The sequence below is a fragment of the Rhodococcus sp. IEGM 1366 genome, assembly GCF_033142425.1.
Lineage (GTDB): Bacteria > Actinomycetota > Actinomycetes > Mycobacteriales > Mycobacteriaceae > Rhodococcus_F > Rhodococcus_F globerula.
Genome location: NZ_JAWLRZ010000009.1, coordinates 102,016 through 124,838, shown reverse-complemented (window position 1 = coordinate 124,838; position 22,823 = coordinate 102,016). Strand labels below are relative to the sequence as shown.

The window sequence follows — 22,823 nt, the reverse complement described above, 5'->3', positions numbered from 1 at the left end:
CGTTTCTCGATGTCGATGCGTGGAGGTTCGGCCATTTCGTTGCCTGGCGACGATCTCGATTCGATGGAAACCGGTACCGTGCTGCGTGCCGGCGTGCGGGTCATGGCCAGGGGGAGCCTGGGGTATCGGATAGCGACTCCACTGTCGATCATCGCCGGACTGATCAACGGTTCCACGATGGTTTTCAGTGCTGTCGCCATCGGCTGGGCCACCGATCATCTGATCATCCCGGCCTTCACGGTTGCCGAGGTTCCGGCGCGGTCGTGGTGGATCGCTTTGGGCGCCATCGCCGGAGTGTCACTTCTTCGAGTGATCACCATCGTCACTCGAGCGGTTGCGGCGGCGTACGTGCAGTACGGCAACCAAGCGTCGACCAGGCGTGCGTTGATACGGCAGTATGCCAAGCTCGGCGTTCCCTGGCATCGGCGGCACTCCACCGGGCAGTTGCTTTCCAACGTGGTCTCCGACGTCGAAGTTCAGTGGGCGCCCATGCAATTCTTCGCTTTTGCGATGGGCAGTGTATTCATGCTCCTGGTGGCGCTGGCGAACATCGCGCGCTCGGACTGGTACCTCGCGGTGGTCGCGCTGATGCTGGTGTTCGTCGTGCTTCTGGCTAATTTCGTGTACCAGCGGGTGATGTCACCGCGTGCTCGTGACGCGCAACGAGCCAGAGCCGCGGTCAGTAGCGTCGCGCACGAGGCCATCGAGGGCGAGCAGGTTATCCGCACCCTGGGGATCGTGGACAGTGAGTCGGCACGATTCGTGCGCGCCGCCGAGAACACCCGCGTTGCGAATACTCGGATGTCCTTCGTCAGTGCGGCCTTCGATCCCTTCGTCGAACTTGCCCCGACGGCAACGGTATTGGTGGTGCTGCTCATCGGTTCTGGCCGAGTGTCCGCGGGCGAGCTGACTGTGGGTACGCTGGTCGAGACCATCTATCTGTTCCTGACGATGGCCTTGCCGCTGGGCATGATCGGCCGGTTCCTCAGCATCCTGCCGCTGGCCGTGGTGGGGAACAAACGCACTGCTTCGGTACTCGATTCCGTCGACTACACGCAGTTCGGAACCGAAACTCTGGCCGGTGAGAAGGCTTTGGGGGTGCAGGTAGAGGCGGTGCGTTTCACGTACGACGGGGCACTTGGTGAAGCTATCGGCCCGGTGGAGTTGCGTTTCGACGCCGGTGATGTCGTTGCCGTCGTCGGCGCCACCGGATCCGGGAAAACGACGCTCGTCCGCATCCTGGCCAGGCTTGCCGATCCTGATACGGGCATTGTGCGCTACGACGGTATCGACGTGAGAAGCCTCGCGGACGGAGAAATCGAAACCCGGGTAGCAGTGGTGAGCCAGACGTCCTTCTTGTTCGACGACACGATTCGAGGGAATGTCACGTTGGGTCGCGATATCGACGATCTCCAGGTTTGGCGGGCTCTCGACGTGGCCGAGGCCGCAGCGTTCGTCCGAGGCATTCCCGGTGGGCTGGACGCCGCGGTCGGGAAACGAGGTGCCTCACTCAGCGGTGGCCAACGTCAACGGATCGCGCTGGCCCGCGGTCTGGCAGGCTCGCCGTCCTTGCTGATCCTCGACGACGCGACCAGCGCACTCGATCCCACAGTCGAGCGCGACGTGCTCGACAACATCCGTCGCGAATTCGTGAGCGAACGCGGCGGCGACCGTCGATGTACCGTCGTGATGACAGCGGCGCGCAAGAGCACGGTAACTCTGGCCGATCGCGTCTTGTGGATGAACGGCGGTGTGATCGCGGCTTCCGGCACTCACACGGAACTTCTCGCGCACTACGACGGCTACCGGCAGATAGTCGACGCCTACGCCGACGGAATGGACATCGACGAGTTGGACGCGGCCGGCGGCCGGTCATGAGTGAGTCCCTGGCGTCGAAAGTCCGAGCGACTCGAGTGCTGTACCCCGGTCTCCTCCGCGGAATGTGGTTGACCGTTCTACTGGCGTTTGTCGCTGCCAGCGGACGAATCGTGGTTCCGCTGACGGTGCAGTACGCCCTCGATCACGCACTGCTGCACGGCAATGCCGACAATGACAATTCGACTGTGCTCCTCGGCGCGGTGGGGGTGGGTGCACTCGGCGTCGCGGCAGCGGGAACGGCGTCGTGGTTGCTCAACCGCCGGTTGATCCGCACCAGCGAAAACGCGTTGGCGGCACTGCGCACAGCTGCATTCACTCACATCTTCAGGTTGCCGCCCGCGAGATTCGACGACACAGCCCGCGGATCGCTGGTCGCCCGCGTCACCAGCGACGTCGACACGGTGTCGCAGTTCGTCCAGACCGGTGGTGTCACACTGGTTGCGAACTGCGCACAGATGTTGGTCGCATCGTCGATCATGCTGGTGTACAGCTGGCAGTTGGCACTGTTGGTGATCGGTGTCTCCGTGATCGCGGTGGTGACCATGCGATTGATCCAACGAGTGATCGCCCGCCGATTCGGCGAAGTCCGAGTAGCCGTCGCGAATCTGTACGACGGTGTGTCCGAGATGGTGAACGGCGCCGAGGTGACTCGTTCGTACGGAGCCGACGCACGTATCCAGGCGCGAGTGGACGGACTGATCGACACGACGAGGAAATCGCTGTTGCACACCCAATTGCCGTTGGGCGTCAACATGTCTCTGGGTGAAGCCGCCAGCGGAACCATCACAGCTGCGGTCGTGCTCTTCGGCGCCGCCGTGGGTACCGGTCACATCGAGTGGATGGATCTGACTGCGGGTCAGTTGGTCGCATTCCTGTTCCTCATCACGTTCTTCGTGCGCCCGCTGCAGTTCTCCGTGTCGATTCTGGGGGAGTCGCAGAGTGCGGTAGCAGGATTGCGCAGAGTGTTCCGCTTGCTTTCCGAGCCTTCGGTCACCGTGGGAGCTGGTGCGGGTACGCCGCTCCCCGTCGGCGGCGTCGGCGTCCGGATGCGCGCGGTCGATTTCTCGTACAACCCGAGCAAACATGCGATCCGCAGCCTGGACCTCGACATCGAGCCACATGAGCACGTGGCTGTGGTCGGCGAAACCGGCTCGGGAAAAACAACTTTCGCGAAACTGTTGACCCGTCAACTCCTGTCGACCAGCGGATCGATCGAACTCGGCGGAGTCGACATCCGCAGGATCACCGACAGTTCGTTCGCCCGTCGTGTCGCCATCGTCCCGCAGGAAGGGTTCCTGTTCGACCGCTCGGTGTTCGAGAACATCGCAATGGGGAGTCCCGGCGCCACCCGTACCGACGTCATGGACGTGTTGTGCGATCTGGGCCTCTCCGAATGGGTGCAGGGTCTCGGTTCCGGGCTCGATACGCTCGTGGGAACGCGAGGCGATGCGTTGTCCGCCGGCGAGAGACAACTCGTGGCCCTGGCGCGGACCGCTGTGGTGGATCCCGATCTGCTGGTACTCGACGAAGCAACCAGCGGAGTGGATCCCGCCATCGATGTCACCGTGCAGCGCGCACTGGCCCAGCTGACCAAGGGGCGCACGACGGTCACGATTGCTCACCGCATGATCACCGCGGAGACCGCAGACAGCATTCTGCTCTTCCACGACGGTCTATTGGTGGAACGAGGATCGCACGCCGAATTGACTGCAGCAGGTGGGCGGTACGCTGCCCTCCATCAGGCATGGAAGACCATGAACAGTCTCTGACCCGCTATCCCGGCCCCGGCCGTCGTCGGTGAAGTTCTTCTTAAATGATTGCGTAGCCCCGATGGGTTGTTGTGACGCGGAATTACTTCGATAGTGGACGTGACAGCAGTGCATGCGTTCGGCATCGCACATGATCGGCTCGGTTATCAGGAGTTATACGTGTCCAACAACAACGACGGCGATCTCGGTCGTCACAGCAGCAGCGACGGCGTGGTCCACGCACGTCCGCTGCTGTGTTGTCTCAGTTGTTGACCCACTCCTGATCGAGATTCACCTCGTTGCGCCCCGACTCCGGGCGCACTTCGTCCACTCGCATGATGCCCACGGCAGTCGGTCCCCTTGGGTGTCGTCTGCCGTTTCGCGCATCGGTGTATTTGAAAAACCGCACAATAGGAGCACTTTCGTGAAATCTATCCGCCATTGGCGCGCTGTCGGCGCACTTCTTCTTGCAGTCGGTATCGCGGCCACCGGATGCTCTGCGCAGGCGAAGGTCGCTTCGGCGCAGGGAGGTGATCCGGTCTCCGGTGGAACACTGCGATTCGCGGTTCTCGATGCCCCGGCCAACCTCGATCCACATTCCGGGAGTAGCTATCCGGAGTCGTTGATCACCAGCAACACCAGCGACAAACTGACCTACCAGAACCCCGAGACAGGAGAGATCGAACCGTGGCTCGCGACGTCGTGGGAGTACAACGACGATCTGACCGCGTTCACGTTCCACCTGCGTGACGATGTCACCTTCAACGACGGCAGCAAACTGGACGCTGCGGTGGTGAAGGAGAACTTCGATATTCTCGGGCTCGGCAACGAGGCACTCGGCGTTCCCGCGGTGACCGCGTACTGGGTCGGGTTCGTCAGCAGCGAAGTGATCGATCCACTGACGGTGAAGGCCACCTTCAATCGGCCGAATGCCGGTTTCCTGCATGCACTTTCGCACTATTTCTCCGGAATAGTCGGACACTCGACACTCCAGCTGAGCAAAGCGGACCGCGCACTCCCGCAGAACATCGTCACCACCGGTCCGTACACCGTGACCGAGCAGATCTACCAGGAGAAGACGGTGCTCACCAAGAGGGCAGGGTACGACTGGGCACCGGCGAGTCGAGCGCACAGCGGCGAGGCGTACCTCGACACGGTGGAGATTGCGGTGATTCCCGAGGCAAGCGTTCGGACGGGTGCGCTGAAGTCGGGTGAGGTCGACGCGATCCTCGATGTCAATTCGACGGACGAGGCGCCGCTGAAGGCGCAGGGGTATCAGATTGTCTCCCAACTGATTCCCGGACGCGACATCGCCTTCGACTTCAAGACCGACGTCTTTCCGACCGACGACATCGCTGTGCGCAAGGCAGTCAATCTGGGCTGGAGTCGTGACGCCCTGAAGAAGACCGTGCTCACGGACAGCTACGCGGTGTCGACCTCGGCGATCTCCTCGCGGGTTCCCGGATGGAAGGACTTCAGTGCCGATCTGACCGAGAACCAGGACGAGGCGGCGAAGATCCTCGATGCGGCTGGCTGGAAGTCGGGTGCCGACGGTATCCGTGAGCGTGACGGAAAGCGGCTCACTCTCGAGCTTCTCGGCATCGACAATCTGGTGGTCAACAAGCCCGCGTACGAGCTGATTCAGCAGGACCTGGCCAAGATCGGTATCGAGCTCGATCTGGCGGTTCTCCCGATCCCCGACTTCAGCGCGGAATCGAAGAAGTCCGGCGTCTACAACATTCAGGTCGCCAACACGAGTCGCGCCGATGTCGCAGTCCTCGAACAGACGTACTCTCCGCTGTTCTCCAACGCCGGCAAACTCGCGAAGGACAATCCGCTGTATCAGCAGGCAGTCGACGTTCTGCTCGGAGTGAGCGCCACGCTCGATCCGACGGCGCGCGCGCAGGCGGCGGCAGATGCGCAGGAGTTCATCCTCGACACCGCAGCTTTGACCTCGCCGGTGTACAACCCGGCTCAGGTCACGGCGGCAGATCCGAAGGTGCACGGGATCAAGTACGAAGCGCAGTCGCGGAATGTCTTCTACGACACGTGGATCGAGAAGAGCTGAGCCATGACCCGTTACGTGCTGGCCAAACTGGGCCAATCGCTTTTCGTCATCTGGGCTGCCTACACTTTCACGTTCGTGCTTCTCTACGTACTGCCTTACGACGCAGTCGATGTCATGTTCAGTCCAAGTGACGGTGACCTGGTCAGTGATGCGCAGAAGGATGTGGTCCGCGACCAGCTGGGAATGAGCGGGTCGGTATTCGAGCAGTACTTCACTCGCCTGCTGCGCGCCGTGCAGGGTGACTTCGGACAGTCGACGCGGACGGGTGAACCTGTCTTGTCGATGATCGCCCAAGTCCTGCCGCAGACGGTGATCCTGGCCGCAGTTGCACTGACCATAGCGGTGGTCTTTGCTTTTGCACTGGCACTCGGTGCGGCCTACACGCGCAATCGATGGTTGGCCAACACCCTCGCAAGCATCCCGGCACTTGGAGTATCCGTCCCGGTCTTCCTGGTGGGATTGGTCATCTTGCAGGTGTTCTCGTTTCAGCTCGGCTGGTTTCCGTCGATCGGCAATGACGGCGTCGCTTCGCTGATTCTGCCGGCGGTGACCTTGGCGATCCCCGTCAGTGCTCCCATCGCCCAGCTGCTGGTGAAGAACTTCACCATCGGATTGGGATCACCGTACGTCGCGGTGTCGACGGCAAAGGGCGGAACGCGGCTCTGGGTTCTGGTCAACGACGTGGTGAAGAACGCCGCGCTTCCGGCTCTGACCATTGCCGGCATCACCCTCGGCAACCTCCTGGCGGGAGCGGTGATCGTGGAGACGATCTATTCACGATCCGGTCTGGGCAGGTTGACGGAGACCGCGGTGCGGACCCAGGACGTGCCCTTGGTCCAGGCGGCAGTCGTGTTCGCAGCGTTGGTATTCGTGACGGTGAACTTCCTGGTCGACATCGTCTATCCGTTGCTCGATCCGAGATTGCGCACTGCCGTGCTCAATTCGAAGTCGGGTGTGTCAGCCAAGGATGTCGACTCCGCGCAGAAGAAGCCCGTCGAACAGGAGTTGGTGCTCTCATGACCGCAGTAGTCGACATCCCCCGCACGGTGGTCGCGGAGGAGCCATCGCCGGGGTACTCGGCCGGGCTGCGCCGCCGAGCACGCGAGATCGTGTCTGTGCCCGGCCTGGCCTTGTCCTGGATTGTCATCGTCGTGGTGATCTTGTTGGCGCTCGTGCCCGGTCTCTTCACGAGCAAGAGCCCCTATGACGGTGACGTCGACGCGAGCTTTGCGCCGCCGAGTTTCGAGCACCCGTTCGGTGCCGACCGGCTCGGACGTGACCTGTTGGCACGCACGATCTACGGAACGTCGACGACGTTGACGGCGACGTTGGTCGCAGTGGCGGTCGGATTTGTCATCGGCTCCGCGACAGGTCTGCTCAGTGGCTTCATCGGTGGGCGTACGGACGGTGTCGTGATGCGTTTTGTCGATGTGCTGCTTGCCATTCCCGGCCTGCTCCTGGCGATGACCGTCGTGACTGCGCTTGGCTACGGAACACTGAACGTGGCGGTCGCCGTCGGAATCACCGCCATCGCAGCCTTCGCTCGTGTCATGCGCTCCGAGGTTCTCAAAGTGGCGCACACCGAATTCGTCGAAGCCTCTTACGGATCCGGGGCGAAGTTCGGACGGGTTGTTCTGCAGCATGTTCTTCCCAATTCACTCGCCGCGGTCCTTTCTCTGGCTGCGCTCGAATTCGGTGCGGCGATTCTTGCTGTCGCAGCGCTCGGCTTCCTCGGCTACGGCGCGCCGCCGCCGCAGCCCGAATGGGGGCTGGCGGTATCCGAAGGCCGCGACTATCTGGCCGTGTATCCGTGGATCGCGATCTTTCCGGGAATCGTGATCGCGGTAGTAGTCCTGTCCACCAATCGAATCAGCAAGTCGTTAGGAGAGTCGCGATGACCGAGCTTCTCGAATCACCTGTCGGTACCGAGCCGGCCCCGACGTCGACGCCGTTGTTGGCGATCGACAGATTGAGCGTCAGCTATGTCAGAGGTAGAGGTCGGGCCGTCGCGGCCGTGCGTGATGTGAGCCTGATCGTCGAGGCCGGCGAGTTCGTGGCGGTGGTGGGTGAGTCCGGTTCGGGAAAAAGCACCACCATTCATTCTGCGCTGCAGTTACTTCCGTCGTCGGCGCGGGTCGACAGCGGCACCATTCGCTTCCGCGGAGAGGACACCACCGGCTGGAACGACAAGCGACTGGCCAAGGTTCGGGGTCCGTTCGTCGGATTCGTTCCGCAAGATCCGGGTAACTCGCTCAATCCTGTCAAACGCGTCGGCACTCAGGTACTCGATGCTGTCGGTCTGCACCGACGTATAGGCAAGTCAGCAGCCAAGGCCGTGGCGTTGGAAAAGCTTCGTCTGGCCGGACTTTCGGACGTGGAGCGGTTGTACTCGCAGTTTCCGCACGAGCTCTCGGGAGGTATGAAGCAACGTGTTCTGATCGCCATCGCACTCGCGAACGATCCGGAGTTGCTGATTGCGGACGAGCCCACATCGGCGTTGGACGTGACAGTGCAGAAGGTGATCCTCGATCACCTCGAGCACCTGCGCTCCACACTCGGCTTGGGCATTCTGCTCATCACTCACGATCTGGGGGTCGCCGCGGAGCGAGCCGACCGTCTGATCGTCATGCAGGGCGGAACAATCGTCGAGCAGGGCACTACCGAATCGGTGGTCGACGATCCGGCGAGCCCGTACACGCGGCAACTGCTCGAGGCCGCACCGTCGTTCCAGCTCGGCCGATTGGCGCCAGACGTCGGCGTCGAACCGGCGAACGGCGACACGGTGAATGGCGACAGCGGGGAGGTGGTACTCCGAGCAGACGGGATCACCAAGTACTTCTCAGTGGTCGACGCGACCGGCGCGCGTGATGTCTTCACCGCGCTCGACGACGTCTCGATACGGCTACGCCGCGGAACGACGCACGCGGTGGTGGGGGAATCCGGCGCCGGGAAGTCGACGCTGGCCCGCGCCGTGGTGGGGTTGACGACTCCGGATCTCGGAAAGGTGTACTTGCACGACGACCCGATCTCGGGATTGTCGAATCGGGCACTGCACCCTGTTCGTCGACGGATCCAGCTGGTGTATCAGAATCCGATGTCCTCGCTCGACCCCAGATTCACGATCGAGCGCACCATCGCAGAGCCGTTGCGAACCTTCGGGATCGCCAAGGACCGCAAGGAGATCCGCGCGCGGGTGACCGACCTGCTGACAGCTGTTGCACTCGGCCCTGAGTATCTGCTTCGCAAACCGGCGGAACTGTCGGGTGGTCAGCGTCAGCGAGTTGCCATCGCTCGCGCACTCGCCGCCGATCCGGAAGTGCTCGTCCTCGACGAGGCGGTCTCCGCGCTCGACGTGTCGGTGCAGGCCCAGATCCTACGACTGCTCGTCGATCTTCAAGCCGAACGTGGGCTGACCTACCTGTTCGTCACACACGATCTGGGAGTCGTGCGTCTGGTGGCCGACGATGTCACGGTTATGCGGGCCGGTCGCACCGTGGAGTCGGGAGCCGTCGAGCAGGTACTGGGGAATCCGAGCAGCGACTACACCCGTGCACTTGTCGCCGCCGTACCGCATGTTCACCGGCAGGAACTGGTCGACGATCACAGGGCCCACAGCCGTACGATCGGAGTTGCGTCATGACGTCCACGCTCGAAACGCCCACGAATCCGCTTCCACCCGGTCCGATCGATCCAGGTCCGGTGACACGCAGACTCGGGTTGGCCGAACTCTTCTCGAAGATACGTGTCGGGGCATCCGACCGAGATCGTGACCACGACATCCCCTACGGCTTGGTGGACGAACTTAAACAGGCAGGAATAGGCGCGTTGCGTCTACCTGTCGAGGCGGGCGGCCACGGCATCAGTCTCGTCGAATTGTTCGATGTGGTAGCTGATCTGGCCTCCGCGGACCCGTCCATCGCGCATGCGCTGCGCAACCACTTCGGCTTCGTCGAGAATGCACTCTCCCTGCCGGTCGTCGGAATCCGAGGACGACTCCTCGAAGAGACAGCGCGCGGTAAGTTGGTGTTCGGATCGTACGGTGAACGGACCACGCCCACGTCAGGCGACGCCCAGGCGGACTTCACAACCACCGTGCGTAAGCGGGACGGCCAACTTCTCCTGCGTGGTGAAAAGTTCTACTCCACTGGCAACCTGTACGCGGACTATCTGGTCGTGAAGGGGAATTGGGAGACCGGAAAACCGGTGACCGTGGCGATTCCCGCCACGCGGGTGGGTATCGATCGGACAGATGACTGGGACGGAATCGGCCAGCGACTCACCGGAAGTGGCTCGACCAGATACGTCGACGTGATCGTGCGCGACGACGAGGTCCTTCCTGAAGACGGTCCGTCCGTCGACAAATACGAGGCATCGTTTGCGCAGTTGTATCTCACGACGGTCATCGCCGGAATCGTTCGCAGCATCGTCGCGGATTCCGTGGAGGCAGTCAACGCCCGTAGTCGCAACTATTTTCACGGTCAAGCCGACCATCCATCGGGGGAGGCGGTGGTGCACCATACGATCGGGCAGATTTCGGCGTACTCGTTTGCCGTGACATCGGCAGTGCGCGCCGCAGCCCAGGCGCTGGACGCGGCGGTGCGGGCAACCGATCCGGACGAGCGCGCCGAACTGAGACTGGCTGCTGCTCTTGATGTCTCGAAGGCGAAGGTGATCGCCGACGAACTCGCCGGCAAGGCCGGATGGTTGTTGTTCGAAACTGGCGGTGCATCCACCACCAGCCAGTCGAAGAATCTCGACAGACATTGGCGAAATGCCCGGACGCTGTCCTCGCACAATCCCGGTAGTTACAAACTGCGCTATCTCGGAGCTTACGAGGTGAACGGTGAGTTGCCGCCGCCGATCAGCTACTTCTGAATTCCCTTCCGCAGCTGTAGCAATCTGAAACTTCGGTCTGTTGTTTCCGAGTGTTTCGCGCTGAGGTTGCTCGAATCCCGGTGATCCCAACTCTGTGGAGGCGCCGGGGTTTCCAGCACAATGTGTTATCGGGCGCTCCGCTCAATTGCCTGGCCGCGAGGACACATCATGTATGACATACGACGATTGATTCTGCTCCACGACCTCGCGGAACTGACGACGATGACCTCGGTCTCCGAACGTCACGGAATCACGACATCTGCAGTTTCCCAGCAGATGCGTCTCCTCGAAGAGGAGGTCGGCACAGTTCTCACGCGTCGGGAGGGACGAGTCCTGCGCCTCACCCATGCCGGCCGGGTTCTGGTCGACCACACCGCACGCATCATCGCTGCGCTCGAGGAGGCTGAAAGCGCTGTCGCGGCCACCGGTGAATCGGTCACGGGTGTCCTCACCCTCGCGACGTTTACCACCGCTCTCACCCGACTCGCGATTCCCGCAGCAACCCGTCTTCATCGGGAACATCAGGGTCTGCGAGTCCGATTGGTGGACGCGGTACCGGTCGATTCCGTACCGGCAGTGAGGCAACAAGAAGTCGACCTTGCGATCACCTACACGTATTCGTTTCGTACGAGCGAACTCCCCGTCGGATTGAGCTCGGAGTTCCTGTTCACCGATCCGCTCGTGCTGTTGGCGCCGGCACCGCTGCGTGAGCGGGCTCAGCTGTACGGTCTCGAAGCAGTTGCCGATGCCGACTGGATTGCGGCCAAGGACGGTGCTCCGTCGATTGCGTCGATCATGTTCTCCTGCAGGCAATCCGGGTTCACCCCACGAATCGAGCATCGTTCGGCAAGCTTCAGTGCCATGGCGGAGATGGTCGATCACGGTTTCGGTGTGACGGTGCTGCCGGAGATGGCTGTGCCGGAGTCGGCCAAGCATCTCGTTGCCTGCCCTGTCGCCAACGGAGCCCGCGAGATCGGTGTGACGTATCGTCAGGCCTCGCTCGAGCGACCGGCGGTGGCTGCGGCGATCCGCGCGCTGAGGATGGCTGCGGTACCGCTGCGTCTCGCGTCGTGAAGTCTGCCGCGATCGGTACCCATGTCCTTCAGGTCGCGGATTTCATGTATTCAGTTACGAAGGAGGCGAACATCGATGACCCGTCAGGTCCATCTCAACGTCAACATCCTCAACGCCGGTGTGTTCGGTGGTTCCTGGCGACTTCCGGGAACCGATCCGCTGGCGAGTTTCGGCCTCGCACACTATGTGGACATCGCGCGCAAGGCCGAGGCCGCTAAGTTCGACGCAGTATTTCTCGCCGACGGTCCGGCGATCCGGGAAGATTTGCGCTATCGGCCGTTCAACAGTCTCGAACCGTCGGTGGTGCTCGCTGCGGTGGCCGCGTCGACGTCCAGGATCGGATTGATCGGCACCCTGTCGTCGAGTTACAACGATCCGTATGACGTGGCAAGACGCTTTGCGACGCTCGATCAACTCAGCGGCGGACGGTCAGGGTGGAATGTCGTCACCACGGCGGGCCGGGAATCAGCGCGCAATTTCGGTTTCGACGACGAGCCCGATCACGGCCGGCGGTACGAACGTGCGGCAGAGTTCGTCGAAGTGGTACGAAAGCTTTGGAACAGTTGGGAACCCGACGCGTTGGTGGGGGATAAATCTGGCCAGGTGTTCGCGGACACCACACGGATTCACCGTACCGACCATCACGGCGAACACTTCGACGTGGCAGGCCCGCTCAACGTTCCGCGGTCACCACAGGGTGAGCCGGTGGTTGTGCAGGCGGGTGCCTCACGTGACGGGCGGGCACTGGCGGCCAGGGTCGGCGAGGTGATCTTCACGGCGGCGCAGACCGAGGACGAGGCCCGGGAGTTTTACCACGATGTGAAGGCGAGGGCGCGCGGATACGGCCGAGGGCCCGAGGACGTCATCGTCCTGCCTGGACTGTCGACCGTGATCGGCAGTACGGAAGCCGAGGCTCGTGAGCGTCGTGAGCTGTTGGCCGAATTGGTGCCTCCCGAGTACGCGCTCGACCGCCTGGCGGGTCAGTTGGGAGTTCCTCGCGAGAGCTTGGTTCTCGACGGCTCGTTGCCGTGGGAGCTCTTGGCCGATCCGGACGACGCGGGTGGATCGCAGACGTTCTACAAGATCGCGGTCAGTCTCGCCCGGCGCGAGAGCTTGACCGTTCGGCAGCTGTTGAGGCGACTGGGCGGAGGTGCCGGACACCGGATCGTCACCGGTACTCCGGAACAGATAGCCGATGCCATCGTAGATTGGGTGGACAAAGGCGTTGCCGACGGATTCAACCTGATGCCGGACGTGCTCCCGAGCGGATTCGACGATTTCGTCGATCACGTCGTGCCGGAGTTGCAGCGCCGCGGTGTTTTCCGCACCGACTACGACAGCACCACGCTTCGTGGACATCTCGGGTTGGCCGCTCCTCACCATGCGATTCCGTCGTCGCACGTCGAACAGGTGGTGGCGTGATGAGTCGTTCGCTGCACTTCTTCGTCAACGTCGGTAGCGCGGGCTACCACTCGGCGGCCTGGCTCGACCCGGAACTCGATCCCAGCGCCTTTGTCACTCTCGACCACTACCGCCGCGCCGCCGAGACCGCCGAGCGCGGCAAACTCGATGCGTTGCTGTTCCCGGATATCCCGGTCCAGCACCCGGGCATCGGCCGTGGACCGGCGGCCTCCCTCGATCCGGTGCTACTGACCAGTGCGCTCGCGGTGTCCACCACCCGGATCGGTCTGATTCCCACTGTGTCATCCACCCTGAATCTGCCGTACAACCTTGCTCGTCGAATTCTCTCGCTGGATCACGTGAGCGGTGGTCGTGCCGGATGGAACGTGGTGACGACGTTCGAGCCGAATGCGGCCAAGAACTTCGGAATCGACCACCTTCCGGAACGCGACGAGAGATATCGCCGTGCAGCGGAATACGTAGAACTTCTCGAAAGATTGTGGGACAGTTGGGAGTACGGCGCTCTGATCGGTGATCAAGAGAACGCGCGCTTTGCAGATCCGGATCTGGTACACGCTGTCGAGCACCGGGGCGAGTTCTACTCCGTTGCCGGCCCGCTCAACGTCACGAGGTCGCCACAGGGACGACCGGTTCTGGTCCAGGCAGGATCTTCCTCTCGAGGGCGGGAATTCGCCGCAGCCCATGCCGAGGCGATCTATGCCACCCAGTTCGGACTCGACGCTTCAGGAGAGTTCTCCACGGAGATCAGGTCGAAAGCTGCTGCACTCGGCCGCGATCCGGATCAGATCAGGATTCTGCCCGGACTGGTGCCGATCGTTGCCGAGACCGAACACGCGGCGCGAGAGAAGTTCGACGAACTTCAAGCGCGCCTTCGTCCAGAGAGTGCACCCGTTCGCCGGCTCGCGTCGTGGTTGGGATTCCCGGACGAAGAGTTCGACCTGGATTCGCCGCTCCCCGCGCATGTACTGGACCTGCCGTCCGGTCGTGTCGGCCCCCAAGGATTCTTCACTTCGCTCGCCGATTATGCAGCATTGACCGGCCACACTGTTCGTCATCTGTTGACCGAATTCTTGGGCGGTCATCGTGTGGTAATCGGCGATCCTGCACAGGTGGCTGATCATATCGAAACCTGGTGGCGGAGCGGCTCTGTGGACGGATTCACGATTATCCCCGCTGTCCTGCCTCGATCACTGGAGGACTTCGTCGACCTTGTCGTTCCGGTTCTTCAGGAGCGGGGCATTTTCCGGTCCGAATACAGCGGGGTCACGTTGCGCGATCACCTCGATCTGCGTGAACCTGCGAATTCCTTTGCGTCCCAAAGGTGACTCCGTCCGTGCGAACGCGTTTTCGTCCACACTGCGTCGATGTAAGGGCAGAGCCGGTTGCATTCACGATGATCCTGATTGTGGCACTGCAGCGTTCACTGGAGAAACATAGCGGTAACAGGTTCAGTCGTGTAGACCTTTGACAGGAGCAGACCAGTGACGGACGTCCTCGAAGTTTCCACCGATGTGCTGGTAATAGGTGGTGGTCCCGCCGGCGCCTGGGCAGCGTTGCGTGCCGCCGAGGCCGGTGCGGACGTCGTCCTGGTCGACAAAGGGTATTGCGGGACGAGCGGGGCGACTGCGCCGTCGGGCACAGGTGTCTGGTACGTCGAACCCGAACCTGCGGCGCGCGCAAAGGCCAAAGCAGGGCGTGAGGCACTCGGCGGATTCCTCGCCGATCACCATTGGATGGACCGCGTCCTCGAGCAGACGTATACCAACATGGACCTCCTCGCAGTGGAAGGCAGATACCCGTTCCCCGTCGACGCGCGTACCGGTGAGCAGATTCGCACCGGCCTGCAGGGGCCGGAATACATGCGCAGAATGCGCGCCTGGATCCGCCGCGCCGGAGTGCGAATTCTCGACCATTCGCCCGCGCTGGAGTTGTTGGTGGACAAACAAGGTTGCGTGCGGGGCGCCAGCGGATATCGGCGTCACGAGCTACACGACTATCGAGTGTCCGCAGGTGCTGTCGTGGTCGCGAGCGGCGGATGTGCCTTTCTCTCAGGCGCATTGGGTACCAACGTCGATACCGGTGACGGCGCACTGATGGCAGCTGAGGTGGGGGCCGAGTTCTCCGGAATGGAGTTCTCCAACGCATACGGAATTGCTGCGGCCGGATCCACCATCACGAAGACGGCGTACTACGCCTACGCAACCTTTTTCCATGCCGACGGGAGCGTACTCGAAGGGGCCGGCTCGGCGAAGGGGCGATCTGTCATCGCGAGAACCTTGAAGTCCGAACCCGTCTTCGCGCAGATCGACCGTGCGGACGTCGAGGTGCAGCGTCGAATGAGGATGGGGCAGCCCAATTTCTTCCTGCAATTCGATCGCCGCGGAATCGACCCCTTCACCGAAAGGTTCGAGGTCGGGATGCTCGCAGAGGGGACCGTGCGCGGTACTGGTGGAATCAACGTCGTCGACGACGATTGCGCCACGACTGTCCCCGGACTGTTCGCTGCTGGGGACGCTGCAACTCGCGAACGTATATGCGGTGGGTTCACCGGCGGTGGCAGCCACAACGCGGCCTGGGCGATGTCGTCCGGTTCATGGGCAGGATCGGGTGCCGCGAGGTACGCGCGGTCGGTGGGGCGTGGATCAAGGATCGGTCTCCGCGGAGCGGGGACGGTAGGGCTACGTCCCTCGTCCAACTCTCGCCTGACTGCTGTCGACGTGGTGAAAGCTGCTCAGGAGCAATTGCTTCCCTTCGACAAGAACTACTTGCGGAGCGGAGATCGAGTGTCGGCGGCGCTCGATGAACTCGAATTGCTCTGGGGTGCAGCGAGCGTGGTTCTGGGTGGCGCGCCCGCTGAACGGATGGCAGCTCGTCAGGCGGCGGCGATCACTGCCGTGGGTCGGTGGATGTATCACTCGACCTTGGTGCGGACTGAAACTCGGGGGATGAACAAGAGAGACGACTTCCCGGAACTCGACGTCGCGCAGCATCATCATATCTTGACCGGAGGACTGGACGCGGTGTGGACCACTACGGCCGATCCCGCCGGTGCAAGTTTGGTGGCGTCGTGATCGAACTGGTGTCAGCACCGGACTGCATCGGGTGCGACAAGTGTGTAGAAGTCTGTCCGACAGATGTTTTCGATCGCACGCCATCAGGTGTTCCCGTGATCGCGCGCCAATCGGACTGCCAGACGTGCTTCATGTGCGAGGCATACTGCCCGACCGATGCCTTGTACGTGCATCCGCAATCGGCACCAGTGGGAAGTGCCGATGTGATCGAGCGCGATCACATCGGACGCTACCGGGAGAAGATCGGGTGGGGAAAGGGGAGGACACCTGGGGCGCTTACCGCAGTGGGACCCGAGGTACCCCGCCCGATCACAACCTGACGACAATCGTTGCAGCCGTTCCGAGATCGTCTCTTCGAGCGGGAGCCGGCCGGTGATGAACGGCGCCAGGTCTACAACCAGCTCGTGATCGCGGACGTGATCGTCAGCGAAGCCGAGCTCAGTCGTGGGGTTGTACGAAGACCTTCTCGAAACAGTTCGAAAACGGCATTACTTCATAGGGCGAGAAGATCGGGATCCGCGAGTATCCGCTCTTTTCGTACAACCTGACTGCATCGGGTTGACGGTCCCCGGTCTGGAGAATCAGCCGTGGCCGACCAGCCTGCTTGGCCGCATCCTCGACTGCGTCCAACAGGAGCGTGGATACGCCGGAGCCGCGATGCGAGGGCCTGACGTACATCCGCTTCAACTCCAGATCTGCGCCGTTCCAGCGAAGCGTGGCATGACCTACTGCTTGTGGTTCTTCGGCTTCGCTGCCGTCGGCGTACGCCACCACAGTCAGGTGAACTGATTGTGGGTCAACCGAATTTGCGGCGGCACGGTCCGTGGTGGATACGCGATCGGAGTAGCGTGGTCCCACTTCGGCAGCCATTTCGCCGCGTAATGCCTCGGCATCAGGATGGGACCACGACACCTCACGAACATGAAGGGATGAAGTCTTGATGTCGTGTGCCATGTGTAGTGTCCATCCTGACGCAGACGATGAGATCAATTCGACACGAATAGTATCGGCAAGCGCATGCCGCGGGGTGTGGAGTGCGACAACAGGAAGTCAGGATTCGGGGTTTATCCCGAGTTTCGTATGAAAGGCGTTGGAGTAGTCTCCCGCATCAACCGCGGCGATCCACTGGCTTACGGGACCAGGCTCGTTAATGCGGTAAATATCGCTTGAATATATTGTGGCAGTGTTGGATTCGATTTCATGTGTGCTCGGTGAATGGCCGTCGCTGCGCACGGTGATGGAATGCGGGATCGACGAAAGTGACCGCCCAGTGACGGTCGAATTACGGCATATGGATCGGAATGGATCCGTTTCGATCCGAGTGATTTCAACTGGCCACCGACAAGCGTGGAGTGAGTGTCACGAGAAGGCGGCACTGTTAGGGCCTGCAAGAGACTTCGGGGTGCAGCGTTGATGCTGCGCACCGAAGCATCAACGCCTTCAGTGACTCGATGGAGTCGGGTTCAGCTGGGCGTCCTTCTGGGCGTCGAGAGTTTCCTGGGAAACCGGAGCTCGCAGTAGTGCTTCCCATCCGTCGATCAGGGCGGACAGTTCAGCATGGGTGGGTCGGGTGCCGCGTCTGTCGTAACCCGCCAATACCCGGAGATAGCTGGTGTAAACGATCTGAATGCGCTGCAGTCGAACATCTTCCGCAAGTTCGACAAGGCTGTCGTTGAGGCTCTGGTTGACGGCGGATCCGCTTGTTGTCACAGTCGGATCTGCGGCGGTGAAGACGCGTCCGAGGATTTCCGTCTCCATCAACCGATCGAGTAGTGCGACGTAGTGGTTGTCCGGGCCGATGCTGTTGGCCAAGGGTTGCACAATTGCCCATAATGCCTCGCGCGTAGTCATATTCGCGCCCTGTGAGCTTGTTCGGAGCATCATTGCTTGTCTGTCTGCGTTGATGTCGGGCAGGCGGTACGCGAATATCGCGTGCAGCAGATTTTCCTTCGAACCGAAGTAGTAGGCGATTACCGATGCATTCTGCTGGCCTGCCGCGATGCGGATTTCAGAGATGGAGACGCCCTCATAGCCGCTGAGTGCAAAAAGCCGCTCCGCGGTTTCGATGAGTTGTACGCGTGTCTGTTCTCCCGCGCGGTATCGGCCACGTTTTGAGGTCACACTGGTCGACCCTACCGGCGACAGTGTTGCGGCTGGACTCGTTGGGTCGAATATAGCCGGACTGCAAGAGCATTGGTGAATTATCAGCGTGAGTGGCTGGCAGGATATCGACCAATCTGACGTCTGTCAATGCTTAAATCATCGAAATTTTAACGATGCTCAAAATAAGAAACATTGATTACTTTGAACGCAGTCCAATTTGCACACCCACGTATATGTTTCGAGGAAGATTGATGACCGCAATCGCAGAACCCACGACAACTACAATCGTGCCCCTCGCCGGCAAGATCGGCGCCGAAGTCCGGGGCCTGCGAGTGGACTCACTGACGGACGCCGATGTTCAACTGGTCAAGGACGCGCTGTACCGCTACAGCGTGCTCTTCTTTCCGGAACAGGGCCTCGATCCGGCGATCCACCGCGCGTTTGCGCAGCACTTCGGTGAGGTTGTTCTCCCACATGAGCACTTGTTGAACCTTGGCGACGAGGGTTACCGCGAGATCAGCGTGATCGGCACAGAGAACGGAAGCGCGTACCAGGCCAATCGTTGGCACTGCGACGTGTCCTGGCGCGACGCGCCGTCCAGGTTCAGCGTTCTGCACATGCAGGTCCTTCCGGAATTCGGCGGTGACACCATGTGGTCCAACCAGTCCGACGCACTCGACGCTTTGTCGGAGCCGCTGCGTGAACTCCTCTACGGCCTGACCGCAAAACACCGCATCGCACCGAGGGAGAATGTCCCCGAAGCCGACCACCCGTTGGTGATCCGGCATCCCGAGACCGGACGCGAAGCGCTTTTCGTCAACGACCTGTTCACCAGCTACATCAACGAACTCGACGCACAAGAGAGCGCCGCGATCCTGGGTGTACTCAAGGCAGTGTCGATCCGACCGGAATTCACCGTCCGTCGCCGCTGGACTGTTGGCGAAATCGCTATCTGGGACAACCACTTTGTCCAGCACAACGCGATCTACGACTACGCGGATCAGCCGCGCCGAATTCATCGCATCGAGGTTGCTCCGGAAGCTCCCATCCCGGCTCGCTGACTCTGACGTCACCTCGCGCTTCTCCAAGCTGCTCACGAACCACTGTCCGCGAGCAGCAAGATCTTTCATCCCGATCAACAGCAGCACCTGCCCGTGCAGGGCCCCTCGAAAGGTTTCTCCGTGAACAGCCGCTCCGTCCTCAGACGTCCCTCCCTGCGGGGGATAGTCGCCGTTGCTCTCTTCGGTGCCCTCACCGTGACGGGATGTAGCTCGGCAGTGGATCAGGCGGCCGCCGGCACGGAGGTCGTAGATGGCGGTGTGTTGCGGATCGGCGACAGTGGGGATCTGACCCCGGCGTCGTTCTTTTCAGGCGTACCGGTAAATGCTGCGCTCTCCGGGCTTGTCTACGACACGCTGATCACCTACCCGGCGGGAAGCCTCGACCCCCAGCCGGCGCTTGCCGAATCGTGGCAGGTGTCTGATGACGGGTTGACGATCACGCTTACGCTGCGGCCCGATGTCACGTTCCACGACGGACGCCCGATGACGTCCGACGATGTGCAGTTCAGCCTCGAAACCTATGCGGACCCAGCGCGTTCCGGACAGCTCGCGCGAACTGCGCAGCTGATCGCCAACTACGCCAGGCCTGATGATCACACGATTGTGCTTACTCTCGCGCATCCGGCCGGTAACTTCTTCGATCTGCTCGACGTCGTGCCCGTCATCGACCGCAACACCATGGCCGACTTCGATTTGGGGAAGGACTACAACGGAACCGGAGCTTTCACCTTCGCAAACTGGCAACCCGGAAGCGGAATGACCTTCGAGGCCAATGAGCAGTACTGGGGTGGTGCGCCCAACCTCGACGGCGTCGAGTACGTCATTGTTCCCGACGCGCAGACACGGGTGTCGCAACTTCGGTCAGGACAGCTGGATTTGCTGCTCAACGCAGCTCCGCGTGACGCCGATATGCTCGCCGCCGACTCCAATTTCGAGGTCGTGGACCAGACCGGCGTGCTGCGCACGTGGTACATCGGCGCGAACGTGCAGGCTCCGGGGCTGGGTGATGTTCGCGTCCGCCAGGCAATCGCGAATGCCGTGGATCGCGAACGCCTACTCGAAGACGTCTATCAAGGGCATGGCAATTCCGACAACCTGCCGTGGCCGGAGTACTCGCCGGCGTTCGACGCGAGCCTCAACTCCACGTACAACCATGACGTCGACAAGGCAAAGGCCCTCGTCGCCGAGGTCGGCGCCATCCCGGTCATTCCGATCAGCTACACCGCGGGATCGAGTGAGTCGGAATCCATCGCGCAAATCATTCAAGCGGACCTTGCCGCAGTCGGTATCACAACGGTTATCGAACCGATCGATGCTGCGACATCGGTCAAGAACCTGATCGGTGGCACGTACGGCGGACTCTGGATCACCTCGCACGTATTTGCGCAGTACACACCCTCAACCTTGCCAACCAGTGCCTACCCGTTCAACGCCTACAAGAACACGTCCAATTTCATCGATGCGGATTACCAGGCTGCCACCGAAGCGGTGTGGCGGATCACGGATCCGAAAAGCCCGGAAGCGTCTGCGGCATACCAGGTTCTGAACCACGAACTGCTCGACAACGCCGTCGTGATCGGACTGCTCAACGCAGACAACACCCTCGCAATGTCCGCCGCGGTCCACGATGTGGACTGGTCGAAGAGGGCGGAACTCGACCTGAGTAATGCCTATCTGAGTGAGTGATCGGTCATGCTCTCGTATGCACTTCGGCGCCTGCCCTCGGCCCTGCTGGTTCTGGCAGTGGGTTCGTTGCTGATCTTCACCCTTTTGCGGCTGGTACCTGGTGACCCGGCCAGTGTGTTGGCCGGTGCAGATGCCACTCCGGAAGCTCTGGAAGCCCTGCGTGAGGAGTTGGGGCTGAACGGTTCTCCACTCGGTCAGTACTTTTCGTGGCTTGGCGGAATTCTCACCTTCGATCTCGGTCGGTCGTTGATTCTCGGCGGTGAGATCTCCACGCTGATGCTCGACGCACTTGGCAATACCTTGCTCCTCTCGGTCACCGCCCTGGCGATTGCGATTGCTGTAGCGCTCACCTCGAGCACGGTGTCGGTCATCATGGATCGGCGGTGGCTCAACAGCATTGTGACCACATTCGGCACGGTCGCCGTCGCGATCCCGAACTTCGTGACGGGCGCGCTCCTGGTGGTGTTGTTCGGTGTGGTCTGGGCGGTATTGCCGGCCGGCGGGATTCCCCGCAAAGGGTTCCTGGACGACCCGGGCATCACGGTGCAGTATCTGATTCTTCCCGCGGTATGTCTCGGGCTTCCGATTGCGGCTGCGCTGACCCGGTTTCTCGCCGAGTCGCTTCGCAGTCAACTTGCGGAGCCGTACGTCACAACGGCACGTGCCCTTGGTATTTCGCGTCGACGGATCATTCTGACTCAGGTGCTGCCCAATGCTCTGCCGTCGACCGTGACGGTGTTGGGGATGCAAATCGGTCATCTACTCGGTGGAGCCGTACTCGTCGAGGCCATCTTTGCCTGGCCAGGCCTCGGAAACCTCATCGAACGCGCGATCTCGAGCCGGGATTACCCGGTGGTTCAAGTGATGCTGCTGTTCTCCGTGGTTCTTTTTGTCATCGTTCAGCTCGCCACGGATCTCGTCAACGCGTGGCTCGACCCTCGAATTCGATTGGGGAGTCAGTCATGACCATGTCCCTCGAGAAGTCCACCGACGGAACCGGCGCAGATCGCGACGATCGCTGGGCAGCACTGCGAAGCGGTCGCGGACTGATCGGCGCCGCGTTGGTCGGGGCTGTTGTCCTTGCCGGACTGCTAGCCCCTTGGCTCGCTCCGTTCGCGCCGGACGAACAGATACGTGGAGCGACTCTGCTCGGCCCGAGCAGTGATCATTGGTTCGGTACGGATTCGGTTGGCCGCGACGTATTTTCGCGGACTCTGTACGGCATACGGATCGATTTGCTGGTGATCTTCGTTGCTGTCCCGTTGGGAGCTCTGATCGGCTCCTTTCTCGGTCTGGCAGCATCGCGCGCCGTCTGGCTCGATACCGCGCTGCAACGCTCGTTCGACCTGATTCTCGCGTTTCCGACCATCGTTCTTGCTATCGCATTGACGATGGTTATCGGCCCGGGAATCATGACGATCTCGGTTGTCATCGTGCTCGCCGAAATCCCGGTGTTCGGCAGGCTCATGCGCACGTCAGTGCTGACGGTGCGCGAGCTGCCGTACGTCGAATCCGCTCGAACCCTGGGTGCGAGCGAAGGCTGGATCCTGCGACGCCACGTACTGCCCAACTGCCTCGAACCCCTCACCGTTCAACTTGCGTTGGCAATGTCGGTTGGCGTGTTCATCGAAGGCGCGATGAGCTTCCTCGGACTCGGAGTTATCCCGCCGATGCCGTCACTCGGTTCACTCATCAAGGAGGGAACCCAGAATGCCTATCACTCGCCGTATTTTGTCTTCGGTCCTCTTCTGGTCGTTGTTGTTCTGGTCCTCGGACTGCTCCTGATTTCGCAAGCGCTGGCAGCCCGGTCCCGGCGCCGGTAACTACTCTTCTCCCG

General features: G+C 61.5%; 18 protein-coding genes. 16 read left to right on the top strand and 2 right to left on the bottom strand.

The window, feature by feature from the left end; translation table 11 throughout:
- Positions 1-9: 9 nt before the first annotated feature.
- The 12 genes from R4P64_RS26710 (at position 10) to R4P64_RS26655 (ending at position 16,456) form a co-directional block, all read left to right on the top strand.
- Positions 10-1,878 carry an ABC transporter ATP-binding protein gene (locus R4P64_RS26710; protein WP_317823327.1) on the top strand — a complete coding sequence of 623 codons (1,869 nt, stop codon included), beginning with the start codon at positions 10-12 and terminating at the stop codon, positions 1,876-1,878.
- Complete coding sequence (locus R4P64_RS26705; RefSeq protein WP_317823325.1) at positions 1,875-3,647, top strand: ABC transporter ATP-binding protein; 1,773 nt, start codon at positions 1,875-1,877, stop codon at positions 3,645-3,647. Before R4P64_RS26710 ends, R4P64_RS26705 begins: the two co-directional genes overlap by 4 nt.
- A 403-nt stretch (positions 3,648-4,050) precedes the next feature.
- Positions 4,051-5,694 (top strand): ABC transporter substrate-binding protein, encoded by a 1,644-nt coding sequence (locus tag R4P64_RS26700; RefSeq protein ID WP_317540487.1) that lies wholly within the window; start codon positions 4,051-4,053, stop codon positions 5,692-5,694.
- Between the two features lie 3 nt (positions 5,695-5,697).
- Positions 5,698-6,714 carry an ABC transporter permease gene (locus R4P64_RS26695; protein WP_051730538.1) on the top strand — a complete coding sequence of 339 codons (1,017 nt, stop codon included), beginning with the start codon at positions 5,698-5,700 and terminating at the stop codon, positions 6,712-6,714.
- Positions 6,711-7,592 (top strand): ABC transporter permease, encoded by an 882-nt coding sequence (locus R4P64_RS26690; protein WP_317823324.1) that lies wholly within the window; start codon positions 6,711-6,713, stop codon positions 7,590-7,592. The genes R4P64_RS26695 and R4P64_RS26690 overlap by 4 nt, the downstream gene beginning before the upstream one ends.
- Positions 7,589-9,334: an ABC transporter ATP-binding protein gene (locus R4P64_RS26685; RefSeq protein ID WP_317823322.1), complete on the top strand. Its 1,746-nt coding sequence runs from the start codon at positions 7,589-7,591 to the stop codon at positions 9,332-9,334. Before R4P64_RS26690 ends, R4P64_RS26685 begins: the two co-directional genes overlap by 4 nt.
- Entirely contained in the window at positions 9,331-10,569 is a 1,239-nt protein-coding gene (locus R4P64_RS26680; RefSeq protein WP_317823320.1) for an acyl-CoA dehydrogenase family protein, read from the top strand. The genes R4P64_RS26685 and R4P64_RS26680 overlap by 4 nt, the downstream gene beginning before the upstream one ends.
- Before the next feature lie 168 nt (positions 10,570-10,737).
- Complete coding sequence (locus R4P64_RS26675) at positions 10,738-11,643, top strand: LysR family transcriptional regulator (RefSeq protein WP_033234734.1); 906 nt, start codon at positions 10,738-10,740, stop codon at positions 11,641-11,643.
- 75 nt (positions 11,644-11,718) lie between these two features.
- Positions 11,719-13,065, top strand: coding sequence for an LLM class flavin-dependent oxidoreductase (locus R4P64_RS26670; RefSeq protein WP_317823317.1), 1,347 nt, complete (start codon positions 11,719-11,721; stop codon positions 13,063-13,065).
- Positions 13,065-14,390, top strand: coding sequence for an NtaA/DmoA family FMN-dependent monooxygenase (locus tag R4P64_RS26665; protein WP_317823315.1), 1,326 nt, complete (start codon positions 13,065-13,067; stop codon positions 14,388-14,390). The genes R4P64_RS26670 and R4P64_RS26665 overlap by 1 nt, the downstream gene beginning before the upstream one ends.
- A 156-nt stretch (positions 14,391-14,546) precedes the next feature.
- Entirely contained in the window at positions 14,547-16,136 is a 1,590-nt protein-coding gene (locus tag R4P64_RS26660) for an FAD-binding protein (RefSeq protein ID WP_317823314.1), read from the top strand.
- Complete coding sequence (locus R4P64_RS26655; protein WP_033234730.1) at positions 16,133-16,456, top strand: ferredoxin family protein; 324 nt, start codon at positions 16,133-16,135, stop codon at positions 16,454-16,456. Before R4P64_RS26660 ends, R4P64_RS26655 begins: the two co-directional genes overlap by 4 nt.
- Positions 16,457-16,574: 118 nt before the next feature.
- Here the strand turns inward: R4P64_RS26655 and R4P64_RS26650 are convergent, their stop codons facing one another.
- Together R4P64_RS26650 and R4P64_RS26645 are read right to left on the bottom strand one after the other, a co-directional pair.
- The gene (locus R4P64_RS26650; RefSeq protein WP_317823312.1) at positions 16,575-17,090 is read right to left on the bottom strand and encodes a GNAT family N-acetyltransferase; all 516 of its coding nucleotides are present in this window, start codon (positions 17,088-17,090) and stop codon (positions 16,575-16,577) included.
- 486 nt (positions 17,091-17,576) lie between these two features.
- Complete coding sequence (locus R4P64_RS26645; RefSeq protein WP_317823311.1) at positions 17,577-18,257, bottom strand: TetR/AcrR family transcriptional regulator; 681 nt, start codon at positions 18,255-18,257, stop codon at positions 17,577-17,579.
- A 233-nt stretch (positions 18,258-18,490) separates the two neighbouring features.
- On the opposite strand from R4P64_RS26645, the gene R4P64_RS26640 reads away from it, so the two are divergent.
- The 4 genes from R4P64_RS26640 (at position 18,491) to R4P64_RS26625 (ending at position 22,809) form a co-directional block, all read left to right on the top strand.
- Positions 18,491-19,300, top strand: a complete 810-nt coding sequence (locus tag R4P64_RS26640) for a TauD/TfdA dioxygenase family protein (protein WP_095886129.1) — start codon at positions 18,491-18,493, stop codon at positions 19,298-19,300.
- Positions 19,301-19,420: 120 nt separating this feature from the next.
- Positions 19,421-20,986: an ABC transporter substrate-binding protein gene (locus tag R4P64_RS26635; RefSeq protein WP_317823309.1), complete on the top strand. Its 1,566-nt coding sequence runs from the start codon at positions 19,421-19,423 to the stop codon at positions 20,984-20,986.
- 6 nt (positions 20,987-20,992) lie between these two features.
- Entirely contained in the window at positions 20,993-21,952 is a 960-nt protein-coding gene (locus tag R4P64_RS26630; protein ID WP_317823308.1) for an ABC transporter permease, read from the top strand.
- Complete coding sequence (locus R4P64_RS26625; protein ID WP_233363707.1) at positions 21,949-22,809, top strand: ABC transporter permease; 861 nt, start codon at positions 21,949-21,951, stop codon at positions 22,807-22,809. Before R4P64_RS26630 ends, R4P64_RS26625 begins: the two co-directional genes overlap by 4 nt.
- Positions 22,810-22,823 lie beyond the last annotated feature (14 nt).

Bases quoted from the DNA above. Each gene is read 5' to 3' on its own strand.
- R4P64_RS26710 (WP_317823327.1), top strand. From the start codon at position 10: ATGTCGATGCGTGGAGGTTCGGCCATTTCGTTGCCTGGCGACGATCTC.
- R4P64_RS26675 (WP_033234734.1), top strand. From the start codon at position 10,738: ATGTATGACATACGACGATTGATTCTGCTCCACGACCTCGCGGAACTG.
- R4P64_RS26665 (WP_317823315.1), top strand. From the start codon at position 13,065: ATGAGTCGTTCGCTGCACTTCTTCGTCAACGTCGGTAGCGCGGGCTAC.
- R4P64_RS26695 (WP_051730538.1), top strand. From the start codon at position 5,698: ATGACCCGTTACGTGCTGGCCAAACTGGGCCAATCGCTTTTCGTCATC.
- R4P64_RS26640 (WP_095886129.1), top strand. From the start codon at position 18,491: ATGACCGCAATCGCAGAACCCACGACAACTACAATCGTGCCCCTCGCC.
- R4P64_RS26685 (WP_317823322.1), top strand. From the start codon at position 7,589: ATGACCGAGCTTCTCGAATCACCTGTCGGTACCGAGCCGGCCCCGACG.
- R4P64_RS26680 (WP_317823320.1), top strand. From the start codon at position 9,331: ATGACGTCCACGCTCGAAACGCCCACGAATCCGCTTCCACCCGGTCCG.
- R4P64_RS26630 (WP_317823308.1), top strand. From the start codon at position 20,993: ATGCTCTCGTATGCACTTCGGCGCCTGCCCTCGGCCCTGCTGGTTCTG.
- R4P64_RS26650 (WP_317823312.1), bottom strand. From the start codon at position 17,090: ATGGCACACGACATCAAGACTTCATCCCTTCATGTTCGTGAGGTGTCG.
- R4P64_RS26705 (WP_317823325.1), top strand. From the start codon at position 1,875: ATGAGTGAGTCCCTGGCGTCGAAAGTCCGAGCGACTCGAGTGCTGTAC.
- R4P64_RS26670 (WP_317823317.1), top strand. From the start codon at position 11,719: ATGACCCGTCAGGTCCATCTCAACGTCAACATCCTCAACGCCGGTGTG.
- R4P64_RS26690 (WP_317823324.1), top strand. From the start codon at position 6,711: ATGACCGCAGTAGTCGACATCCCCCGCACGGTGGTCGCGGAGGAGCCA.
- R4P64_RS26625 (WP_233363707.1), top strand. From the start codon at position 21,949: ATGACCATGTCCCTCGAGAAGTCCACCGACGGAACCGGCGCAGATCGC.